The following is an 18529-nucleotide window of genomic DNA, read 5'->3' on the forward strand; positions in this document are numbered from 1 at the left end:
AGTCGCCGCGGGTCCGTCCCCCGGCACGTCGCGTTCGGCGCGGTCGGACCCGTGCGCCGATCCTGAGCACCGACCACCCACAGCAGGGAAGAACATGACTCGTCCCGACCCGCAGCCCACCACCCTCGACCCCGCCGAGATCGACGCCCTGACTGCTCGTGTCGCCGGGCCGGTGCTCGCCCCCGGGGACGACCGGTACGACGAGGAGCGCGCCGGCTCCCAACTGGCCCGCCAGCACCGCCCCGACCTGGTCGTGGGCGCGACCGGACCCGCGGACGTCCAGGCGGCGGTGTCCTTCGCGCGAGACCACGGGCTCGGGGTCGCGGTCCAGGGCACCGGACACGCCTCGGCCGCCGTCGCCGCCGAGGGCGGCCTGCTGATCACCACCACGCGGATCAGCGGTGTCCGGGTGGACACCGGAGCCGGTACCGCGTGGGTGGCCGCGGGGACGCGGTGGGACCAGGTCATCCACGAGGCGGCCGCCGTCGGACTGGCGCCCCTGTCCGGTTCCCTCCCGGCGTTGAACGCGGTGGCCTACACCCTCGGCGGCGGGATCGGCCTGTTGTCCAGACGCTTCGGCTACGCCGCGGACCACGTACGCGCCCTCGACGTCGTCACCGCTGACGGCCGGTTCCGCCACGTCACCGCGGACTCCGACCCCGACCTGTTCTGGGCGCTGCGCGGCGGGCGGGACAACTTCGGCGTGGTGACCGGCATGGAGATCGACCTCTTCCCGGTCTCCACGATCTACGGCGGCGGCCTCTTCTTCGCCGGGGAGTCGGCCACGGAGGTCTTCGAGGCCTACCTGCGCTGGACCGCCACCGTGCCCGACGCGATGAACTCCTCCATCGCGCTGATCTCGTTCCCCGACGTGCCCGCGCTCCCCGCACCGCTGCGCGGCCGCCACGTCGTCCACGTCCGTGTCGCCTACTCCGACGACGACCTCGACGCCGGAGAGCTCATCGTGGCGCCGTTGCGCGCGCTCGGCCCGATGATCGACAACCTGCGCCAGCTGCCCTACTCCGAAGGGGCGTCGATCCACAACGACCCCGTCGTCCCCGGCTCCTTCGAGGCGGGCAACGCCCTGCTGGGCGAACTCGACGCCACGGCGGTGCGCGCGGTGCTCGACCTCGCCGGGCCGCACGCGCCGGTGCCGCACATCGTCGAGCTTCGCCACCTGGGCGGAAGGCTCGCCCAGGCGCCGGAGGTCGCCAACGCCGTCGGCAACCGTGACGCGCGCTACCTGCTCAACGTCGCCTCCCGGCTGGAGCGGGCCGACATCACGGAGATCCGACCCGCTCACGAGCGCCTGCTGGAGGCGGTGGCCCCGTGGGGCACCGGGGGCGGGTTCCTCAACTTCATGAACGGGGAGAAGGGCGCCGCGCGGGTGAGCTCCGCCTACGATCCGAAGGACCACCAGCGCCTCACCGAGATCAAGGCCGTCCACGACCCGGACAACCTCTTCCGGCACAACCACAACCTCCCTCCCGCCACCCCCTGAGGTCGTCAGCCGAGCGCCGCCGCCAGCACGGCGTCGACACTGTCGTCGGCGAGGCGCTCGGCCCGCGCGGCGGAGACCGCGCCCTCCACGTGGGTGAAGTTCATGGTGAGTCGGCCATGGCTCGTGCTGACCGAGGCGCCGAAGTGGCCGACCACCGAGATGCCCCCGACGAACTGCGCCCCCGAGATCCGGCACGCCCCCACCCTGTCGGGGAAGTCGAATCTCCCGATGTTGGAGACGAAGTAGTTGAACGGCCCGTGTTCCTCCAGGAACCGGACGAAGGGCTCGCTGTCCGCGACCCCGGCCGGTCCGTGTTCCAGGAGGGTGGCCGAGGCGAAGTGCTCGCCGCGCCGCCTGCGCTCCGCGAGGTCCCCGCTGATGGTCCGGGCCATCTCCCACAGGCAGTCCGGCTCGTAGCGGACCGACGAGGGAAGCGCCGACACGTAGGCGCCGACCTCGTCCTCGGACACCGGCGGGTCGAGGTCGTCCCGGAACCCGATCGGTGAGCCGATGGTGAAGTACCCGGGTGCGGGTTCCGCTGTGTCGCGGGCCACGGCGGACACCATCGCCGCCGCCAGCACCCCGTGCACCGTGACGCCCTCCCGCCGACAGGCCCGGGTCAGGCCCGTGAGCGCCTCGCCCGACAGGGACCGGTGCGACAGGCGGGTCCGGCGGCGGTCGAACGGTACGAAGCGCTCGGCTTCCAACCGTCCCCCGGCGCGCTGGAGTACGCCCGGGTCCGCTCCGTCCACCGGAACGCCGTCGGAGGAGATGCCGACGCCGTGCGCCGGGAACAGGGACTCCACCGGGGGAGGGGCGGGGCGACTCGTGACGGTCGCGGCGGACTCCGCCGGGTCGAGGGCGAGCCGGACCCACCGACGCAGCAGTGCGAGCGGGGTCGTTCCGTCCGCGACGCAGTGCGCGACGGTCATGACCAGGTCGTGGACCCCGTTCGGCAGGCTGATGACGACGGCGCGAGCGAGCGGCCCCGAGCGCCAGTCGATCGGCGCGGTGAGCTCGTGCCCGTCCAGCTCCTGCAGCCATCGCGTGTCCTCGTCGTCGCCGGAGGGGCGTACCTCGCGCAGCGGGACGGGGCGGTCGGTCGGCCGGAAGCGCGGGTTGTTCCCGGACCGATCCGTCGCGACGGCCACACGGAGCAGGGGGTGCCGTGCCTGGAGTGAGGCCAACGCACCGCGCAGGGCGGAGGGGTCCACGTCGCCCTCGACGCGGACCCGGGCGCAGACGTTGAGGGTGGAGAGCTGGTCCGCGACCCAGTACCAGCGTTCGGTGGGGCTCAACGCCCGGGTCACCTCCACCCGCGTACCAGTGGTGTCCGCCGGGGCGGAGGGGAAGGGAGAGGAATTCATGAGAAAGGATCCCGTCGCTACGCGCTGTATCGCTCTGAATATTGACAGTTGCGGATATCCGGGCATGCTGAAAGGCGGGGAACACGGTTTCTGACGCGAGGTCACGCGGGTGGGTTCGGCAGAATGACCAGGAATTCTCGGTGACGTGGATCATGGCGTCGAAAAGGACGAATTCCATTCTCGCGCTACCGTTCCTCAAGGGTCGGGCAGGAGCATTCCGGGTTGAAGTCGGCCTGAAGGGGCCGGCCGCGGAAGCGCGTTCCGCGAGGCGCGCCGCACCGCGCGCCCCCGACCCCAGGAGGTATGCCACCGTGACCGATGCGACGGCCACTGACGTTCCCCTTGTCCGCATCGACCCCTCGGGTCAGGACCACCACGGCGAGGCGGCGCGGACACGCGCGCTCGGGCCGGTCGTCCGCGCCGTGCTCCCCGGCGGCGTGCACATGTGGCTGGTCACCGAGTACGCCCTCCTCGCCGACCTGGTCACCGACCCCAGGGTGAGCCGCGACTGGCGCCACTGGCGCGCGCTGCGGGACGGTGAGGTCCCCGAGGACTGGCCCCTGCTCAACATGATCCGGATCAACAGCGTGATGTCGCGCGAGGGCGCCGAGCACAGACGCCTGCGCCGACCGCTGACCCGCACCTTCACCCCGCGCCGGGTGGAGCGCCTGCGACCCCGCGTCGAACGGGTCGTGGCCGAACTCCTGGACGACCTGCCCGGCCGGGTCGACCCCGACGGTTCGGTCGACCTGCGACGGCACTTCGCCTACCCGTTCCCCATGCGGGTGATCTGCGAGCTGATCGGGGTTCCCGAACCGTGGTGGCCCCGGTTCCGCGAGCTCGTCGACGGCGTCCTGCGCGCCGACACGACCGCAGAGGAGACCGAGGCGCTCCAGCGCGAACGCCACGAGCTGTGGGGCCGACTCATCGGCATGCGGCGCGCCGAACCCGCGGACGATCTCACCAGCGCGCTGCTCGCCGTCAACGCCGAGGACGGCGCGGTCCTGACCGACGAGGAGCTGGAGGACACGCTGTGGATGCTGATCGGCGCGGGCCACGAGACCACGCTCGGCCTGATCGTCAACGCGACCAAGGCGCTGCTCACCCACCCGGAGCAACTGGCCCTGGTCCGTGGAGGGGCGCTCTGGGCCGAGGCCATCGAGGAGACCCTGCGCTGGGACGCCCCCATCGGGAACTTCCCGGCCCGGTACCCCCTGGAGGACGTCACCGTCGGCGGCGTCACGATCCCCGCCGGGGAGGCCATCCTGGCGCCTTTCAGCGGGGTCAACCGTGACCCGGCCCGGTTCGGCCCGGGCGCCGACCGGTTCGACGTCACGCGTCCGCCCGGCAGACACCTGGCGTTCGGCGGCGGACCGCACTTCTGCCTCGGCGCCCGCCTGGCCCGGATGGAGGCGGCCGTGGCCCTGCCCGCCCTGTTCGCCCGCCACCCCGGCCTGCGGCTCGCTGTCGACCCGGACGAACTGACCCCGGTCCCGTCGTTCGTCTCCAACTCCCTGAGCGGCCTGCCGGTCCGCCTCGGGCCGTCGGCCGACTGACCCCGGAACGGACCGCCTCCGAGGTGCCGTGGCGGGACAGGCGCGTTGCAGTGAGACGCCACCGCGTTTCAAGGACCCCGTGCGAACGTCGTCCCACATCGGGAGAGACCGTGAACGGGAGGCAGGAATGCTGGAGCGGGCGCAGGACACGACCAGCCTGACCGGGGCCGGAGAGGACCTCGCCGTCCTCGCGAGGGAGCACGCCGCCGAGGCGGACACACGCAGGGCCCTGTCGCCCCGGGTCGTCCAGGGGCTGGTGGCGGCCGGGTTCCCCCGGCAGTCGGTGCCGAAGGCCTTCGGAGGCGAGGGGGCCTCGTTCTCGGACCTGCTGGGAGCGTTGCTCGCCGTGGCGCGCGGGTGCGCCTCCGCGTCGTGGTGCGGGCTGACCCTCGCCTCCTCCGGACGGATCGCGTCCTTCCTGCCGCACGAGGGGCAGCGGACCCTCTGGGCCGACGGCCCGGACGTCCCGCTCGCGTCGGCCCTGCCCCCGTCCGGCGACGCGGTGCCGGTGGCCGGCGGCTGGCGGGTGAGCGGCCGGTGGGGGTTCGTCAGTGGCGTGGACTTCGCCCAGTGGGTCCTGGTCTGTGTCCCGGCCCGGCGGGGGGCCGGCGTCGAACCGATCTTCTGCGCGGTTCCGAAGGACCGGTACCGGATCGAGGACACCTGGTTCACCCTGGGCATGCGGGGGACCGGCAGCCGGACGATCGTGGTCGAGGACGTCTTCGTCCCCGACCACCTCACCTGTCCGCAGAGGAACGTGATCCAGGGCGACAACGCGCACACGGAGGGGGCCGCGTACCGGGTCCCGGTCCGGGGCGCCATGCCGCCGCTGTTCGTGGCCCCCGCGCTCGGCGCCGCCCTGGCGGCCTTGCCCGCGTGGGCGGAGGAGTTGCGCCCCAAGAAGCGCGACGGGTTGCCGGTTCCCCGGCACCCCGGTCTGCGCGACGTCCTGGCGAAGTCGTCGGCGGAGCTGGACGCGGCCCGGCTGGTCGTCGAACGTACGAGCGCGGTCGCCGACGCCGGTTCCCTCAGCGACGAGGACGTCGTACGCGCCGCCCGCGACGCGACCCAGGCGGCCGACCTCGTGCGGGACGCCACCCGCCGGATGTTCGAGCAGGGCGGCACGTCCGTCCAGGCCGACGGGCACCCCTTCCAGCGCACCTGGCGTGACGTGCACGCGGCGCTCTCCCACGCGATGCTGCGCCACGAGTTCTCCGCCGGACCCTACACCCAGCGCGTCCACTGGCCCGCCGAGTGACCGGACCGGAGGGGCCCACGGGCCCGGGCCACACGGGTGACACCGAGCGGCCCGGGCCCGTTCGCGGGTCCTAGGTCGGGCTCGCGTGGGGGACCGGGCTCCCGAGCCGACGCCGCGCGAACCCGACCACCTGGCCCGCGACGATGCCCAGCTGTTCGCGATAGGGCGAGACGGGCACGCCCGCGTCGTCGAAGCACGGCAGGGACGAGTTGATGACCACGCCCAGCGGGGTCGGCCAGGCGCGCAGCGCGTGCGTCATCGCGCGCATCTGGGCCAGCGTGGCGGCCGGGGCCTGCCAGCCCGCCCCGGTCGCCACGCACCCCACCGCACGTTCGTCGAGGTAGGGGCGGGGATCGTCGCGCAGGTCCTCGGCGTAGTCCATGGCGTTCTTCATCAGGCCGGACATGCCCCCGTGGTAGGCGGGGGAGACGAGCAGCACGCCGTCGGCCGCACGCAGGGCCTCGATCAGGCGGTGTGCCCGGGGCAACCGTCGCGCGGTGTCCGGACGGTACGCGGGCAGGTCGATCCCGGCCGCGTCCAGCATGAGCGACTCGGCGTCGAGCTCGTTGGCCACACCGAGGGCGTAGCGTAGCGCGCGCTCGGTGCTGGAACCCTCGCGCGTCGTGCCGCCGATGCCCACGATCAGGGGTCGCGGCGCGTCCATCGTCACCCCCGCTCGGCCGGGGTGGAGTTCACCAGGTCGACCATCGCGCGCGGGGTCCGCAGGTCCATGATCTGCTCGTCGTCGAGGACGACCCCGAACCTGCGCTGGATCAGCGCCGCCGTCTCCATCAGGGCCAGCGAGTCGTATCCGAGCTCCTCGAAGGAGTGGTCCAGGCTCTCACCCGGAGACAGGTCGGACTCACTGTCGCCCGCCGCCTCCGCCAGGAACTGGAACAGGTCGTCCACCGTCAGCTTGCTCATCGAGGGATCCTCTCGTCCATGTCGTATCACCATCGGTTCTCGTCCGCCCGGCGGAGCACGAGGGCGGAGTTGAAGCCGCCGTGGCCCCGGGCGATGACCAGCGCGGTCGCGCAGGCCCGCTCCCGGGGCGCGCCCGTGACCAGGTCGATCCCGTAGTCGTCGGGCACGTTCTCGGTGTGCGGCGTCGGCGGGATCACCGAGTCCCTGAGGGTCAGCAGCGCCGTCACGGCGTCCACCGGACCGCCGCCCGCCCCGAGGCGGCCGAAGCCCGCTTTGGGCGCCGTCACCGGAACCCGGCGCGGGCCCAGCACCGCGCTGATCGCCTCCGCCTCGGTCCGGTCCGGCCCCGCCAGCCCCGCGGAGTCCGCGAACACGACGTCCACCGTGGGGACTCCGGCGTCCGCCAGGGCCGACTCGATCGCGCGGCGCAGAGCGGGCGGGCGGTCTGAACCGGGGCGCGGGTCGAAGGTGGCGGCGTAGCCCGCAACCTCGCCGAGGACGGATACGCCGCGCTCCCGCGCCGACCGTCCGTCCTCCAGGACCAGGGCCGCACCGCCCTCGCCGGGCACGTAGCCGTCCACGTCCCGGTCGAACGGGCGGTACGCGCTCCGAGGGTCGGAGCCCCGGCTGACCAGGCCGTGCGAGTACTGGGAGACGAACCCCCACGGGTCGAACGCGGAGTCGAAGCCCCCGGTGACGATCACGCGTGCCCCGCGCCGGATGTTGCGCCGTCCCTGGCCGATCGCGTCCAGACCACCGGCCTGTTCGCCGACCAGCACGCCGCACGGTCCGCGCATCCCGTGCCGGATGGAGATCTGACCCGTGTTCGCCGCGTAGAACCAGGCGAACGACTCGTACACGCTGACCAGCTTCGGCCCCTGGTTCCACAGCTTGCTGAACTCGCGGTGGGTGAACTCCGAACCGCCCTGGCCGTTGGACAGCACCACCCCCGTGTCGAAGTCCGACATCTCCGCGTTGTCGAGCCCGGTGTCCTCCAGCGCGGCCTCGGCGGTGACCAGCGCCAACCGGGTCACCCGGTCGGTCTGCGGCACCAGCCGCTTCGGCAGGCGGGCCTCCACGTCGAAGTCCCGGATCTGCCCCGCCAACCGCACGGAGAGGTGTGCGGCGTCGAAGCCGGTCACCGGTCCGATGCTCGTCCGCCCCTCCAACACGGACAGCCAGTGCTCCTCGGTGCCGACCCCGCTGGGGGTGACCGCACCCATGCCGACGACCACCGTGGACGCGTTCACCGGGTCACCTCCGGGCGGCTCAACACCATCGCGCTCTGGAAGCCGCCGAACCCGCTGCCGACCGTGAGCACCGCGTCGAGCCGCTGGTCCCGCGCCTCCAGCGGCACGTAGTCCAGATCGCACTCGGGATCCCGTTCACGCAGGTTGGCCGTCGGCGGCACCACCCCGTGGGTCAGCGCGAGCACCGAGGCCGCGATCTCGATCGACCCGATCGCCCCCAGGGAGTGGCCGACCATCGACTTGATGGAGCTCACCGGGACCCGGTAGGCGTGCCGCCCGAGACCGCGTTTGAACGCGGCGGTCTCGTGCCAGTCGTTCTGGAGGGTGCCGGACCCGTGCGCGTTCACGTAGTCGATGTCGTCGGGGTTGAGCCGGGCCTCGCCCAGCGCGGTGGTGATCGCCTCGGCCATCTCGGCGCCGTCCTTGCGCAGACCGGTCATGTGGTGGGCGTTGCACCGCGTGGCGTAGCCGGAGATCTCCCCGTAGATCAGGGCGCCCCGGCGGCGGGCGTGCTCGTACTCCTCCAGCACGAACATGGCTGAGCCCTCGGCCAGCACGAACCCGTTCCGGGTGGCGTCGAAGGGCCGCGAGGCGTGTTCGGGGTCGTCCAGGCGCGGCGTGGTCGCCTTGATGGCGTCGAAGCACGCCACCACGATCGGGGAGATCGGCGTGTCCGCCGCTCCGGCGACCATCGCCGTGGCCGTGCCCTCGCGGATGATGTCGGCGGCGTGGGCCACCGAGTCGATCCCCGACGTGCAGCCGGTGGAGATCATGGTGACCGGTCCCTCGGCGCCGACCCGCCACGCGACCTCACGCGGCATCGCGGCGGGCACCAGGTAGTCGAACATGTGCGGTGACAGGTGGTCCTCGTCCATGACCCAGTGGCGCCCGCTGTCGGACAGGACCAGGTACTCCCGTTCGAGGCTGGTGGCCGCGCCGACGGCGCTACCCACGCTGACCCCCAGCCGGCCGGGGTCGAGGGTCCGCGGGTCGAGTCCGCTGTCGGCGACCGCGTCGAGCGCGCACACCACGGCGAACTGCGCCGCACGGTCCAGTCTGCGCTGGTCGCGCGGTGACACGCCCTCGAACGCGGGGTCGAAGTCGCACTCCCCGGCGACCTGGGAACGGTGGTTGGACGGGTCGAACAACGAGATCCGACGGGTGGCCGTGCGGCCCGCCGTCAGTAACTCCCAGAACTCCTTCGTCCCCGCTCCGCCCGGCGCCCGGACGCCGATCCCGGTGATGACGACTCGCCGTCTCATTGGAACAGCCCCTTCGGTCGATGTGGATCACCGGTCCGCCGTCACCCTGCGCGTCGCCGGTGGCGCCGATCGGTTGATCCCGCTGTCGGCCAGAATCGACCGCGTCCATTGAAGACCGGTAGCGGTGCGATGGAACGCGCGAACGCGAGTCACGCGCTAGGGGTCGTCGAGGGCCGATACATAGCGTCACCGTCAGTCGAACCAGGGCCGCGGCCGCCACCGGGCAGGGCGGCGAAGAGATCTGACGAGGTGATCTGCGCACGATGACTCCAACGATCAGAAGGGCCGGGGCGGATCCGGCGGGCTGGGTGCTGTGCGGCGGCTGCGACGCCCCCGTGTACCACCGCAAGTGGGAACGTGAGGCACGGGTGTGCGCCGACTGCGGAGCGCACGGGCGGTTGAGCGCGCGGGCCCGCCTGGAGGCGCTGTTCGACCCGGGCAGCGCCGTTCCCATCAAGGAGCACGTGCCCACGGAGGACGTGCTGGACTTCGTGGACCGCAGGCCCTATGCGGAGCGGCTTCGGGAGGCCCGCGCGCGCACCGGGATGGACGAGGCCGTGCTCTGCGCCAGAGGCACCGTCGAGGGCTGTCCGGTGGTCGCGGCGGTGATGGACTTCGCGTTCATGGGCGGCAGCCTCGGCGGAGCGGTGGGGGAGCTGGTCACCCGGGCGGCGGAGACCGCCGCCGCCGAGCGGGCCCCCTTCCTGCTGGTGACCGCCTCGGGCGGGGCTCGGATGCAGGAGGGCCTGGTCTCCCTCATGCAGATGGCCAAGACGAGCGCGGCCATGGCCCGGCTCGACGAGGCGGGGGTGCTGACTGTCTGCCTGCTCACCGACCCGACCTTCGGCGGTGTCGCCGCCTCCTTCGCGACCCTGGCCGACGTGATCATCGCCGAACCCGGCGCGAGGATGGGGTTCGCCGGGCGGCGGGTGATCGAGCAGACCGTGCGGCAGCGACTGCCGGAGCACTTCCAGACCGCCGAGTTCCTGCTCGAACGAGGGTTCATCGACCTGATCGTGCCCCGAAGGGAACAGCGCGGCGTGCTGGCGAAGCTCCTCCGGGTCGGGGCCAGGGCCAAGCCGGACACGTTCGGCGGGGAGCCCGCGCCGGTACCGGCTCTCCCGCGTTCGGGAGGTGTCGTCCGCGATCCCGGGCTGCTCACGGAACCGGACCCGTGGGACCTGGTCCGCGCCGCGCGGGCCTTGGACCGGCCGACGGCGCTGGAGTACATCGCGGCCGTCTTCACGGACTTCCTGGAGCTGCACGGCGACCGGTGCTCGGGGGACTGCCCCGCGATCGTGGCCGGGACCGCCTGGTTGAACGGCCGCCCGGTGGCCGTCGTCGCGACGCAGAAGGGCCACGACCCCGCCGAGCTCGCCGCGCGCAACTTCGGCATGGCCACGCCGCCGGGCTACCGCAAGGCCCAGCGCGTGATGCGGCTGGCGGCCAAGCTGGGTCTGCCGGTCCTCACGCTGGTGGACACCGCGGGCGCCCACCCGGGTGCCCAGGCCGAGGAACAGGGACAGGCGCTGGTCATCGCGGAGACCATCCGGAGCCTGACCACACTGGCGGTCCCGGTGGTCGCGGTGCTCACCGGAGAGGGCGGGAGCGGCGGTGCGCTGGCGCTGGCCACCGCGGACCGGGTGCTCAGTCTGTCTGGGAGCGTCTACTCGGTGATCAGCCCGGAGGGCTGCGCGGCGATCCTCTGGCAGGACCCGGCGGCCGCCCCAGCCGCTGCCAGGTCGCTGGGGATCACCCCGCGCAGCCTGCTCGCGAGCGGCGTCGTGGACGGGGTCGTGCCCGAACCGCCGGGCGGGGCGGCCGCCGACCCGCTGCTTACCGCCGACCGGATCCGCTGGGCGCTGGGGGAGGCGCTCGGGGAGCTTGACCCGCTGACCGGAGAGGAGCTGGTCCGGGGCCGCCACGACCGGTTCCGCCGCTTCGGGGCCCCCTCCGAACCGCCAGTCACGGCCCTCGGGGAGGTGGTCCGATGACGTCCCCGGACGAGACCGCTCACCAGGCGGGCGGCGCCCCCGGTGGGCCGGGCACCCGCGTCGGTGAGATCGTCACGGCGGTACGGGACCTCCTCGACACCCTCCCGCACCGGCCCGAACGCGTGTCCGTGCGGGCGGGCGACGTGGACATCGAGGTGGTCTGGCCGAGCCCGGGCGCGGCCACGCCTCGGGAGGCGCCCCCGGCTGACCCGGCGGCGGAACCGGTGCCCGCAGCCGTCGACGACGGGACCCGCTGGATCTGCGCGCCCAGCGTCGGCGTCTTCTACCGGGCCCCGGAACCCGGGGCCGGACCGTTCGTCGAGGAGGGCGAGACCGTCGAGGCGGGCCGACAGGTGGCCATCGTCGAGGCCATGAAGCTGATGCTGCCGGTGAAGGCGCAGGACTCCGGGCGGGTCGGCGCGATCCTGCTGAAGGACGGCGAACCGGTGGAGTACGGCGACCGGCTCATCGAACTCCTACCCGACGTGAACTGACCGGAGGCGCACGTGTTCGGCACGATTCTGATCGCCAACCGTGGGGAGATCGCGCTGCGCGTCGCGCGGACCTGCCGTGAACTCGGCGTCCGCGTGGTGGCGGTGTACTCGACCCAGGACCGCGACTCCGCGGTGGTCCGTGCGGCCGACGAGGCGGTGCTCATCGGACCGCCCCAGGCCAGGGCCAGCTACCTCAACTCGCTGGCGGTCCTGGAGGCGGCCCGGCGCACCGGAGCGGAGGCGATCCATCCGGGGTACGGCTTCCTCTCCGAGGACCCCGACTTCGCCGACGCGTGCGCGGAGAGCGGCGTCGCGCTGATCGGCCCCTCCGCGTCGGTCATGGCGCGGTTGGGGAGCAAGATCTCCGCGCGGAGGCTGATGGCCGACGTCGGTCTGCCCCTGCTGCCGGGCGGCCTGGACCCGCTCGACGCGGACCGCGCGCGGGCTCTGGCCGACGAGATCGGCTACCCGGTGATCCTCAAGGCCTCGGCGGGCGGGGGCGGGCGCGGCATGGAGGTGGTCCGGGACCGTGCGGACCTGCCCGGTGTGTACCGGAAGGTGCGCGCCACGGCCCAGATGCTCTTCGGTGACGGTCGGATCTACCTGGAGCGGTACCTCGAACCCGCCCGGCACGTCGAGGTCCAGGTGCTCTGCGACTCCCACGGTTCCGCCGTGCACCTGGGGGTTCGGGACTGCACCGTGCAGCGCCGCCACCAGAAGCTGGTGGAGGAGACCCCGCCGCCGGGCCTGCCGGAGGATCTGGTCGAGCGCATCGGTCGGGACGCGGTCCGGGGCGCCCTCGCGGCGGGGTACGTGGGGGCGGGCACCTTCGAGTTCCTGCTCGGCCCCGACGGCGCGCACTACTTCATGGAGGTCAACTGCCGGATCCAGGTGGAGCACCCGGTCACCGAGATGGTCACCGGCGTCGACCTCGTCGCGGAGCAGATCGGGATCGCGTCGGGGGAACGGCTCGCCCTGGGTGCCGAGGACGTCCGGCCGCGGGGCGTGTCGATCGAGTGCCGTGTCAACGCCGAGGACCCCGGGCGCGACTTCCTGCCCACGCCGGGAACGCTCACCGAGTTCGTCCCGCCCGGCGGACCCTTCGTACGGGTCGACACGCACGCGTACCCGGGCTACCGCGTCCCGCCCCAGTACGACTCCCTGATCGCGAAGGTCGTCGCGTGGGCGCCTGACCGGCAGCGGGCGATCCGGCGCCTTTCCCGGGCGCTGGACGAGTTCCAGGTCTCCGGGGAACAGGTGCGGACCACCCGGGATTTCGTGCAGGAGGTCCTGCGGCATCCCTCGTTCGTCGCGGCCGAGCACGGAACCGACCTGGTGGACCGTATGACCCGACCGGAGCCCGCCACGGCGTGAGGCACGCGCGGCGTCGGCCCGGGCCCTCGTGACGTGCCCGGGCCGACGCCGCGGCCTCAGCGCCCGGCGACCCTCCGCCAGCACAGCAGGCGTCGCCGCTCGCTCCCGTCGATGGTGGTGGCGGCGTGCAGCGTCAACCGGTCGCCCTCCAGCTCGGCCCGGCGGCTCTGCTCGGTGCCGACCCAGTCCGGCCGCGCGGCGACCTCGATCCGGTGCCGGACGTGGTCGCCACTGAGGGACCACCGTCCGGCGTAACCCATGAAACGCGGACCGGGACCGGAACCGGTCCGGGTCATACTGACGGAGACGTGTCCGTCGGCGGTGTAGATCAGCAGGCCCGAGGGCTCGGGGCCGAGCGGACCCTCTCCGGTCCGCCCGGCCCCGTCGACGTCGTGGAACGCCGTGAGCCGCCAGGTCCCCACCAGGTCGGTCGGGTCCATCCTTCGCCTCCCGCTCAGGACTCGTCGACGATGGCCACGACACGCGTCCAGCCGGCGCCCGCGCCGCCGACCGGCACTGGGAAGCAGACGGTGGTGAAACCGGTGGCGGAGGGCAGCCCGCCGAGACCGGCCAGCTTCTCCAACTGGACGTACTCCCGGGTCCGGCCGTAGATGTGCGCGGGCCACAGGTGGCGTCGGTCGCCGGTGCGCCGGTAGTCCTCGATCATCGAACGCATGGGGCGGTCGAGTCCCCACGCGTCGATCCCGATCACCCGGACGCCCCGCTCCACCAGGTGGGCGGTCCCCTCGCCGGTGAGCCCCGCGTACGAGGTGAGGTAGTCCGGGCCGCCCCACAGCTCGTCGGCCCCGGTCCAGAGCAGGACGATGTCACCCGGGGAGAGCTCGTGCCCGATCGCGTCGAGCGCCTCCTCCAGGTGGGCGACGGTGATCCCCTCGCCGGCGGGCACGTGCCGCAGGTCCAGCCGGACCCCGGGACCGTGGCACCACTCCAGCGGTACCTGGTCGATGCTCCGGGCGGGGGCGCCGCCGCTGAACGGTCCGTAGTGGAGCGGGGCGTCCATGTGGGTCCCGGTGTGGGTCGTCAGCGTGACGGTCTCGTTGGAGATGGCCATCCCGTCCGGGAAGTCCGTCGGTGACAGGCCGAGCACGGTGGCGCCGTCTCGGTGGTCGAGGAGGTCGATCTTCACCGGGGTGGCCTCGCTCGGCGTGTCCCGCAGCACCACGCTCAGATCGACGAACCGTGTCATGCCGCGCGCTCCCCGCCCGCGAACAGCCGCTCCGCCTCGTCCTTCACCGCGCCGAGGTCGGCCACGCTGTTGCGCTCCACCGCGGCCTTGATCATCGCGTCGGCCTCCTCGAAGGTGTACACCCCCGCGACCTTCCCGTTCTCCGGTTCGCGGGGGCGGAAGTCGTGGGTCAGCACCAGCTGGGTGCTGGCCTCACCGAGCGGCAGCGCGCGCCACTCACCGCCCATGTAGCCCATGAGCGGCGCGTTCTCCAGCTGCCGGTAGGCGATGACCCTCCGTTCGGAGTCGATGTCGCGCCGGGAGACCCAGGACTGGATCGCGCCGTTGACGTCGACCACCAGTCGGGCGATCTGGTGCTCCGGCGACTCCTCCAGGATCTTCACGTCCTCCGTCGGGGGGAAGATCCGGGCGTAGCCCTCGACGTCGACCAGCACCTCCCAGACGGTGTCGGCGGGGGCGTCGACGGTGATGGTGTGCTCGGTATGGTGCATGGGGTTGGCCTCCGTGGCGCTCGACAGTCCCAGCAGTTCCTCGTGGTTGGCGTACGCCGCGTGGTAGTCGATCCTCGACCGCCAGCGGGAGATGTGCTCGTGCACGTGGGGGAGCTCGGAGAACGCGCGCAGCGTCTCCAGGTCGGCACAGGCGAACTGGGCCACGGCGTGGGCGGTCGTGCCCTTGGCGTCGTCGTCCACGGGCAACCGGAGGTGGTCGCCGTGGCCGAATCCCGTGACCAGACCCGATTCCAGGGCGACCCCGCGCAGTTCGGCGAAGAACTGTTCGCGCTCCTCTCCGGTCACCGATTCCGCGAATCGATAGATCAGGGTGTGGATGATCACCGCGATACCTCCGTGCTGGTTGACGGCCGTGCGCGTCGAACGTACGAGTCCGATCTCAAAATCCCCTAAACCCCCGCTGTACGGGTGTGTGGCCAGCGCGATCTGATCGCACACACGAACGCCTGCTTGCTAATGTCGCTGCGGTCGGCCGGTCGGGGGTGTCGGCCGCGAACCGGTGTCCGCGATCGCGGACTCCATACGGGGACGGGGAACATGGACATCAGGGTTCTGGGCTCTTTGTCGATCCACGAGAAGGGGCGCGACCTCATTCCGAGCGCGCCCAAGCTGAGGCAGCTCCTGTCCCTGCTGCTGATCAACGAGTCCCGCGTCGTCCCCACCCACGCGCTGCTGACGGAGTTGTGGGACGAGTCGCCGCCGCGCAGCGCGACGACCACGCTCCAGACCCACATCCTGCGCCTGCGCGTGATGATCGCCGAGTGGTTGGGGTACTCCACGGCCGTGGTCGCCGAGGAGGTCCTGCGGACGTGCCAGGGCGGATACCGGCTGACCCTGGGGCCGGACGGCTTCGACCTGCGCGAGTACCGCTCCCTGGAGACGCGCGGCGCCGAGCTGCTGCGGGCGGGCGACCTCGTGGAGTCGAGCTACCTGTTCACGCGGGCCTTGGACCTGTGGCGCGGTCCGGCGCTGGTTGACGTCCGGCACGGCTGGCTGCTGCGGACGGCGGTGGAGCGGCTGGAGGAGTCCCGGTTGAACACGGTGACGCTCCTCTTCGACGCGCACCTGCACATGGGCCGGCACCGCGAGATGCTGAGCGGTCTGGCGCGGCTCGCCGCCCGGCACCCCCTCAACGAGGGGCTGCACTCCCGGTTCATGCTGGCGCTGCACCGGTCCGGTGACCGGGCCGGTGCGCTGGAGGTCTTCGCCCGGCTCCGCGAGAACATGGCCGCCGAGCTGGGGTGTGAGCCCTCACGGGAGCTGTGGCACCGGTGGCACGCGGTCCAGGTCTGCGACGCCGCCGTGTCGGAGGGGCCGGTCCCGGTCCGGTGACCGGGGACGGGCCCCGGCTCACCGGACCGCGGGGGTCAGAAGGAACTGGCCATCGCCGGAAGCTCCGGCAGTCCGTTGGAACACGGCAGCGCGATCACGGTCATTCCGTCGAGGTCGGAGTCGGAGGCCAGTACGGCCTGGTGGGCGGCCTGGAGCCTGCTGGAGGGTTCGAGTCCGAGCTCCGTGATCATGTTCTGACGGAGCTGCTGGAAGGTCTCCAGGGCGCGTGTGCGGTATCCCGAGCGATACAGCGCGATCATGAACTGGGCGTGCATGTCCTCGCGGAAGGGATGGCGGGACACCAGGGCCGCCAGTTCACCGAGCAGTTCGTGGTGCCGACCCAGCCTGAGCTCCAGTTCGATGCGCTGGTCGAGCATCGTCAGCCGGGACTGTTCCAGTCCGGCCACCTCGGCTCGGATCAGCGGACCCGGCACCACGTCGGCCACCGCGGGCCCGCGCCAGAGCCGCAGGGCCAGGCGGAAGTCCTCGGCCGCCGCGTGGAGGTCGTGCTCCTCAATGGCCCGGATGCCCGCCTGACCGAGTCGGTGGTAGGCGTGCAGGTCGAAGTCTCCGAGGGCGGCGACGAACCGGTAGCCGTTCGGGGTGGTCTGGAGGACGTCGTTGGCGACCTCGGCCGGTGTCAGGCCCGTGGCCTCGGCCAGCTTCTTGCGGAGCCGGAAGACGTAGGTCTGGAGGGTCGCCGGAGCGGTCTTGGGCGGGCAGTCCTTCCATAACTCCCGCATCAGGGAGGCGCTGGGCACCATCCGAGAATAATTCAGGAGTAACAGGGAGAGCATCTTGCGCGGTTTCTGGGCGCTGGGTGAAATCTCTCCGGAAGAATGGTTGATGGAGAGTGGTCCAAGTACCTTGATGTCCACTTTGCCTCCGAGTGAAGTCCTTGTAGCGGAGGCGTGTCCAAGGGGATTCCATTCTTGCTCCGCCACCTGGTCATGGCTCATTGTATTCGTTGGCCACAGGGTGGTCAAGCTCCTTGAGAAAAGTCGTCAAGGGGCTTTATGAAGGTTAGTGGTATTCCCCTGTTGATTCGTGGCCAAAGTTGTGTCGGTGTTAAGGAGTCCTTAATTCAGGTAAATTCGCCGCAGGGCTCTCCGTCCTCACGGCGTCCGTCTCCCCGTGCCCGAGCGCGCGCTCCTCCAGTTCGTCGGCGAAGCGGTTCCAGAGCTGCGCGAGTCCGCGCGCGGCCTCCAGCGCGAGCAGGAGCGAGTGCGGTGGCAGCCGATCGACGTGGGCGCTGGAGGCCCCGGCGTAGCGGATGTGGGAGGTGAAGCTGCGGAGCAGGGCTCGCCCGGTCTCAGTGGAGCGCAGCGCGGGATCCCGCCGGAGCAGCGGCACGATCACCTCGGGAGGCCGGTCGGCGGCCCGATCGGGTCGGGTGCGCCCGGGCCGGTCTCTGGCCGTCGTCGCGCTCACCTTCGCCTTCTGTTCCGCCCTCTGGAGCCGGGGTGGAACGGGGTCGATCCCGGCACTGAGCCGTTGCCGCACGTCCCGGGCGGTCGCGGTGGAAGTCCCGGCCGCGTCGGCGATGCCCCGGAGCGAGGAGTCCGGGTGGTCCCTGATGAACCGGGCCGCCCGGCGTCGGGCCAGCGCGGCGTTGACCGGCCGCCGCCTGCCGTCGCGGCCCAGGCGGGTGTTCGACTGCTCGGAGCCGACAGTCGCACGCTGTCGGAGGGAGCCCACGGTGGACGCGGAGAGTCCGGCGGTCCGCGCGATGGCCCGGTCCGACCACTCGGGGTGCAGGGCCAGGATGCGCACGGCCGCCACGGTGCGGTCCGCGAGGGACAGCGGCAGTCCGTGGGTGGTGTTGGCGTGCACGGCGATGACGAAGGCGGCCTCCTCCGGCCCGTCGAACAGGCGCGCCCGGATCTCCTCGTCGCCGCGCAGCCGCGCCGCCGCCATGCGGTGCGCTCCGTCGATGACCCGCATGGTGGGGCGGTGGACCAGGATCGGGGGCAGGGGGTCCTCTGCCTGGGAGAGTGCCCGGACATGCTGCCGGTTCGGTCCGGACGACCGTGGTGAGTTCCCGTCGAGAAGGGAGCCGATCGGCACCGTGTGCACCGGGAGGCGTTCGACGGCGTCGAACGTCACCGGGGGAGGGGCTGTCGTGGAGCGGGTGCCGTCGGGGGTTCGGTCCCGGCGGGTGCGGAATTGACCACTTTGAGTAACCTCCACGTCACAAAAAGAGACTCTCCGGTGACTGCGGGATCAAGAATTGGCTACCAGCTCAGTTGGTAGAGACTAAAAGTGTTTCCGCGAACCTGTCAACAAAATGAGTTTTCCCAGCTCGTCCCTGTTCTCGGAATGGAAACGAGCCTCCTGCGGAGTTGTGTGACAACACCGGAGCGCCCCTGGCCTGACGAAATGCGCCGTTCCGTGTCCCCGCAGCGGAGGTCAATGGCGAACTGGCCGATTGTGGCCGTTCGGTGGCGCCCGAACAGTTCGCTTCCGGGACCGAAAGGGCGTCCCGCCCACACGCCGCG

Annotated in this window: 17 protein-coding genes; 7 read left to right on the forward strand and 10 right to left on the reverse strand. The window is 71.9% G+C overall.

What is annotated here, in order from left to right:
- Positions 1 to 94 precede the first annotated feature (94 nt).
- Positions 95 to 1501: an FAD-binding oxidoreductase gene (locus AC0VYL_RS11940; protein WP_475462805.1), complete on the forward strand. Its 1407-nt coding sequence runs from the start codon at positions 95 to 97 to the stop codon at positions 1499 to 1501.
- Positions 1502 to 1506: 5 nt separating this feature from the next.
- Here the strand turns inward: AC0VYL_RS11940 and AC0VYL_RS11945 are convergent, their stop codons facing one another.
- Positions 1507 to 2799 carry a phthiocerol/phthiodiolone dimycocerosyl transferase family protein gene (locus tag AC0VYL_RS11945; RefSeq protein ID WP_475483159.1) on the reverse strand — a complete coding sequence of 431 codons (1293 nt, stop codon included), beginning with the start codon at positions 2797 to 2799 and terminating at the stop codon, positions 1507 to 1509.
- Positions 2800 to 3179: 380 nt separating this feature from the next.
- On the opposite strand from AC0VYL_RS11945, the gene AC0VYL_RS11950 reads away from it, so the two are divergent.
- Positions 3180 to 4424 carry a cytochrome P450 family protein gene (locus tag AC0VYL_RS11950; protein WP_475483160.1) on the forward strand — a complete coding sequence of 415 codons (1245 nt, stop codon included), beginning with the start codon at positions 3180 to 3182 and terminating at the stop codon, positions 4422 to 4424.
- Between the two features lie 127 nt (positions 4425 to 4551).
- The gene (locus tag AC0VYL_RS11955) at positions 4552 to 5682 is read left to right on the forward strand and encodes an acyl-CoA dehydrogenase family protein (RefSeq protein ID WP_475462808.1); all 1131 of its coding nucleotides are present in this window, start codon (positions 4552 to 4554) and stop codon (positions 5680 to 5682) included.
- Positions 5683 to 5752: 70 nt separating this feature from the next.
- Here the strand turns inward: AC0VYL_RS11955 and AC0VYL_RS11960 are convergent, their stop codons facing one another.
- The 4 genes from AC0VYL_RS11960 to AC0VYL_RS11975 are packed head-to-tail and all read right to left on the reverse strand — an operon-like array spanning position 5753 to position 9118.
- Complete coding sequence (locus AC0VYL_RS11960) at positions 5753 to 6346, reverse strand: NADPH-dependent FMN reductase (protein WP_475483161.1); 594 nt, start codon at positions 6344 to 6346, stop codon at positions 5753 to 5755.
- Positions 6347 to 6348: 2 nt separating this feature from the next.
- Complete coding sequence (locus AC0VYL_RS11965) at positions 6349 to 6606, reverse strand: acyl carrier protein (protein WP_475462810.1); 258 nt, start codon at positions 6604 to 6606, stop codon at positions 6349 to 6351.
- Positions 6607 to 6632: 26 nt separating this feature from the next.
- Positions 6633 to 7856, reverse strand: a complete 1224-nt coding sequence (locus tag AC0VYL_RS11970; protein ID WP_475462811.1) for a ketosynthase chain-length factor — start codon at positions 7854 to 7856, stop codon at positions 6633 to 6635.
- On the reverse strand, positions 7853 to 9118 hold the full coding sequence (locus AC0VYL_RS11975) for a beta-ketoacyl-[acyl-carrier-protein] synthase family protein (RefSeq protein ID WP_475462812.1): 1266 nt from the start codon (positions 9116 to 9118) through the stop codon (positions 7853 to 7855). The genes AC0VYL_RS11970 and AC0VYL_RS11975 overlap by 4 nt, the downstream gene beginning before the upstream one ends.
- Before the next feature lie 263 nt (positions 9119 to 9381).
- Here AC0VYL_RS11975 and accD point away from each other — a divergent pair, with 263 nt between their 5' ends.
- From accD to AC0VYL_RS11990, 3 genes are read left to right on the forward strand one after another with little or no spacing between them, the layout of a single operon-like run.
- Positions 9382 to 11112, forward strand: a complete 1731-nt coding sequence (gene accD / locus AC0VYL_RS11980) for an acetyl-CoA carboxylase, carboxyltransferase subunit beta (protein WP_475462813.1) — start codon at positions 9382 to 9384, stop codon at positions 11110 to 11112.
- Entirely contained in the window at positions 11109 to 11606 is a 498-nt protein-coding gene (locus AC0VYL_RS11985; protein ID WP_475483162.1) for an acetyl-CoA carboxylase biotin carboxyl carrier protein, read from the forward strand. Before accD ends, AC0VYL_RS11985 begins: the two co-directional genes overlap by 4 nt.
- A gap of 12 nt (positions 11607 to 11618) precedes the next feature.
- On the forward strand, positions 11619 to 12980 hold the full coding sequence (locus AC0VYL_RS11990) for an acetyl-CoA carboxylase biotin carboxylase subunit (RefSeq protein ID WP_475462815.1): 1362 nt from the start codon (positions 11619 to 11621) through the stop codon (positions 12978 to 12980).
- A gap of 56 nt (positions 12981 to 13036) precedes the next feature.
- Here the strand turns inward: AC0VYL_RS11990 and AC0VYL_RS11995 are convergent, their stop codons facing one another.
- From AC0VYL_RS11995 to AC0VYL_RS12005, 3 genes are read right to left on the reverse strand one after another with little or no spacing between them, the layout of a single operon-like run.
- The gene (locus AC0VYL_RS11995; RefSeq protein WP_475462816.1) at positions 13037 to 13420 is read right to left on the reverse strand and encodes a lipocalin-like domain-containing protein; all 384 of its coding nucleotides are present in this window, start codon (positions 13418 to 13420) and stop codon (positions 13037 to 13039) included.
- Positions 13421 to 13434: 14 nt separating this feature from the next.
- A complete protein-coding gene (locus tag AC0VYL_RS12000; protein ID WP_475462817.1) occupies positions 13435 to 14187 on the reverse strand; it encodes a cyclase family protein in 753 nt (250 codons plus the stop codon).
- Positions 14184 to 15023 (reverse strand): aromatase/cyclase, encoded by an 840-nt coding sequence (locus AC0VYL_RS12005; RefSeq protein ID WP_475462818.1) that lies wholly within the window; start codon positions 15021 to 15023, stop codon positions 14184 to 14186. The genes AC0VYL_RS12000 and AC0VYL_RS12005 overlap by 4 nt, the downstream gene beginning before the upstream one ends.
- A 213-nt stretch (positions 15024 to 15236) precedes the next feature.
- Between AC0VYL_RS12005 and AC0VYL_RS12010 the strand changes: the two genes are divergently transcribed.
- Positions 15237 to 16031: an AfsR/SARP family transcriptional regulator gene (locus tag AC0VYL_RS12010; RefSeq protein ID WP_475462819.1), complete on the forward strand. Its 795-nt coding sequence runs from the start codon at positions 15237 to 15239 to the stop codon at positions 16029 to 16031.
- A gap of 35 nt (positions 16032 to 16066) precedes the next feature.
- Here the strand turns inward: AC0VYL_RS12010 and AC0VYL_RS12015 are convergent, their stop codons facing one another.
- Together AC0VYL_RS12015 and AC0VYL_RS12020 are read right to left on the reverse strand one after the other, a co-directional pair.
- The gene (locus AC0VYL_RS12015) at positions 16067 to 16990 is read right to left on the reverse strand and encodes an AfsR/SARP family transcriptional regulator (protein WP_475483163.1); all 924 of its coding nucleotides are present in this window, start codon (positions 16988 to 16990) and stop codon (positions 16067 to 16069) included.
- Positions 16991 to 17099: 109 nt separating this feature from the next.
- On the reverse strand, positions 17100 to 18137 hold the full coding sequence (locus tag AC0VYL_RS12020; protein ID WP_475483164.1) for a ParB/RepB/Spo0J family partition protein: 1038 nt from the start codon (positions 18135 to 18137) through the stop codon (positions 17100 to 17102).
- Positions 18138 to 18529: the final 392 nt, after the last annotated feature.

This window comes from Nocardiopsis sp. iso_238 (assembly GCF_056173325.1).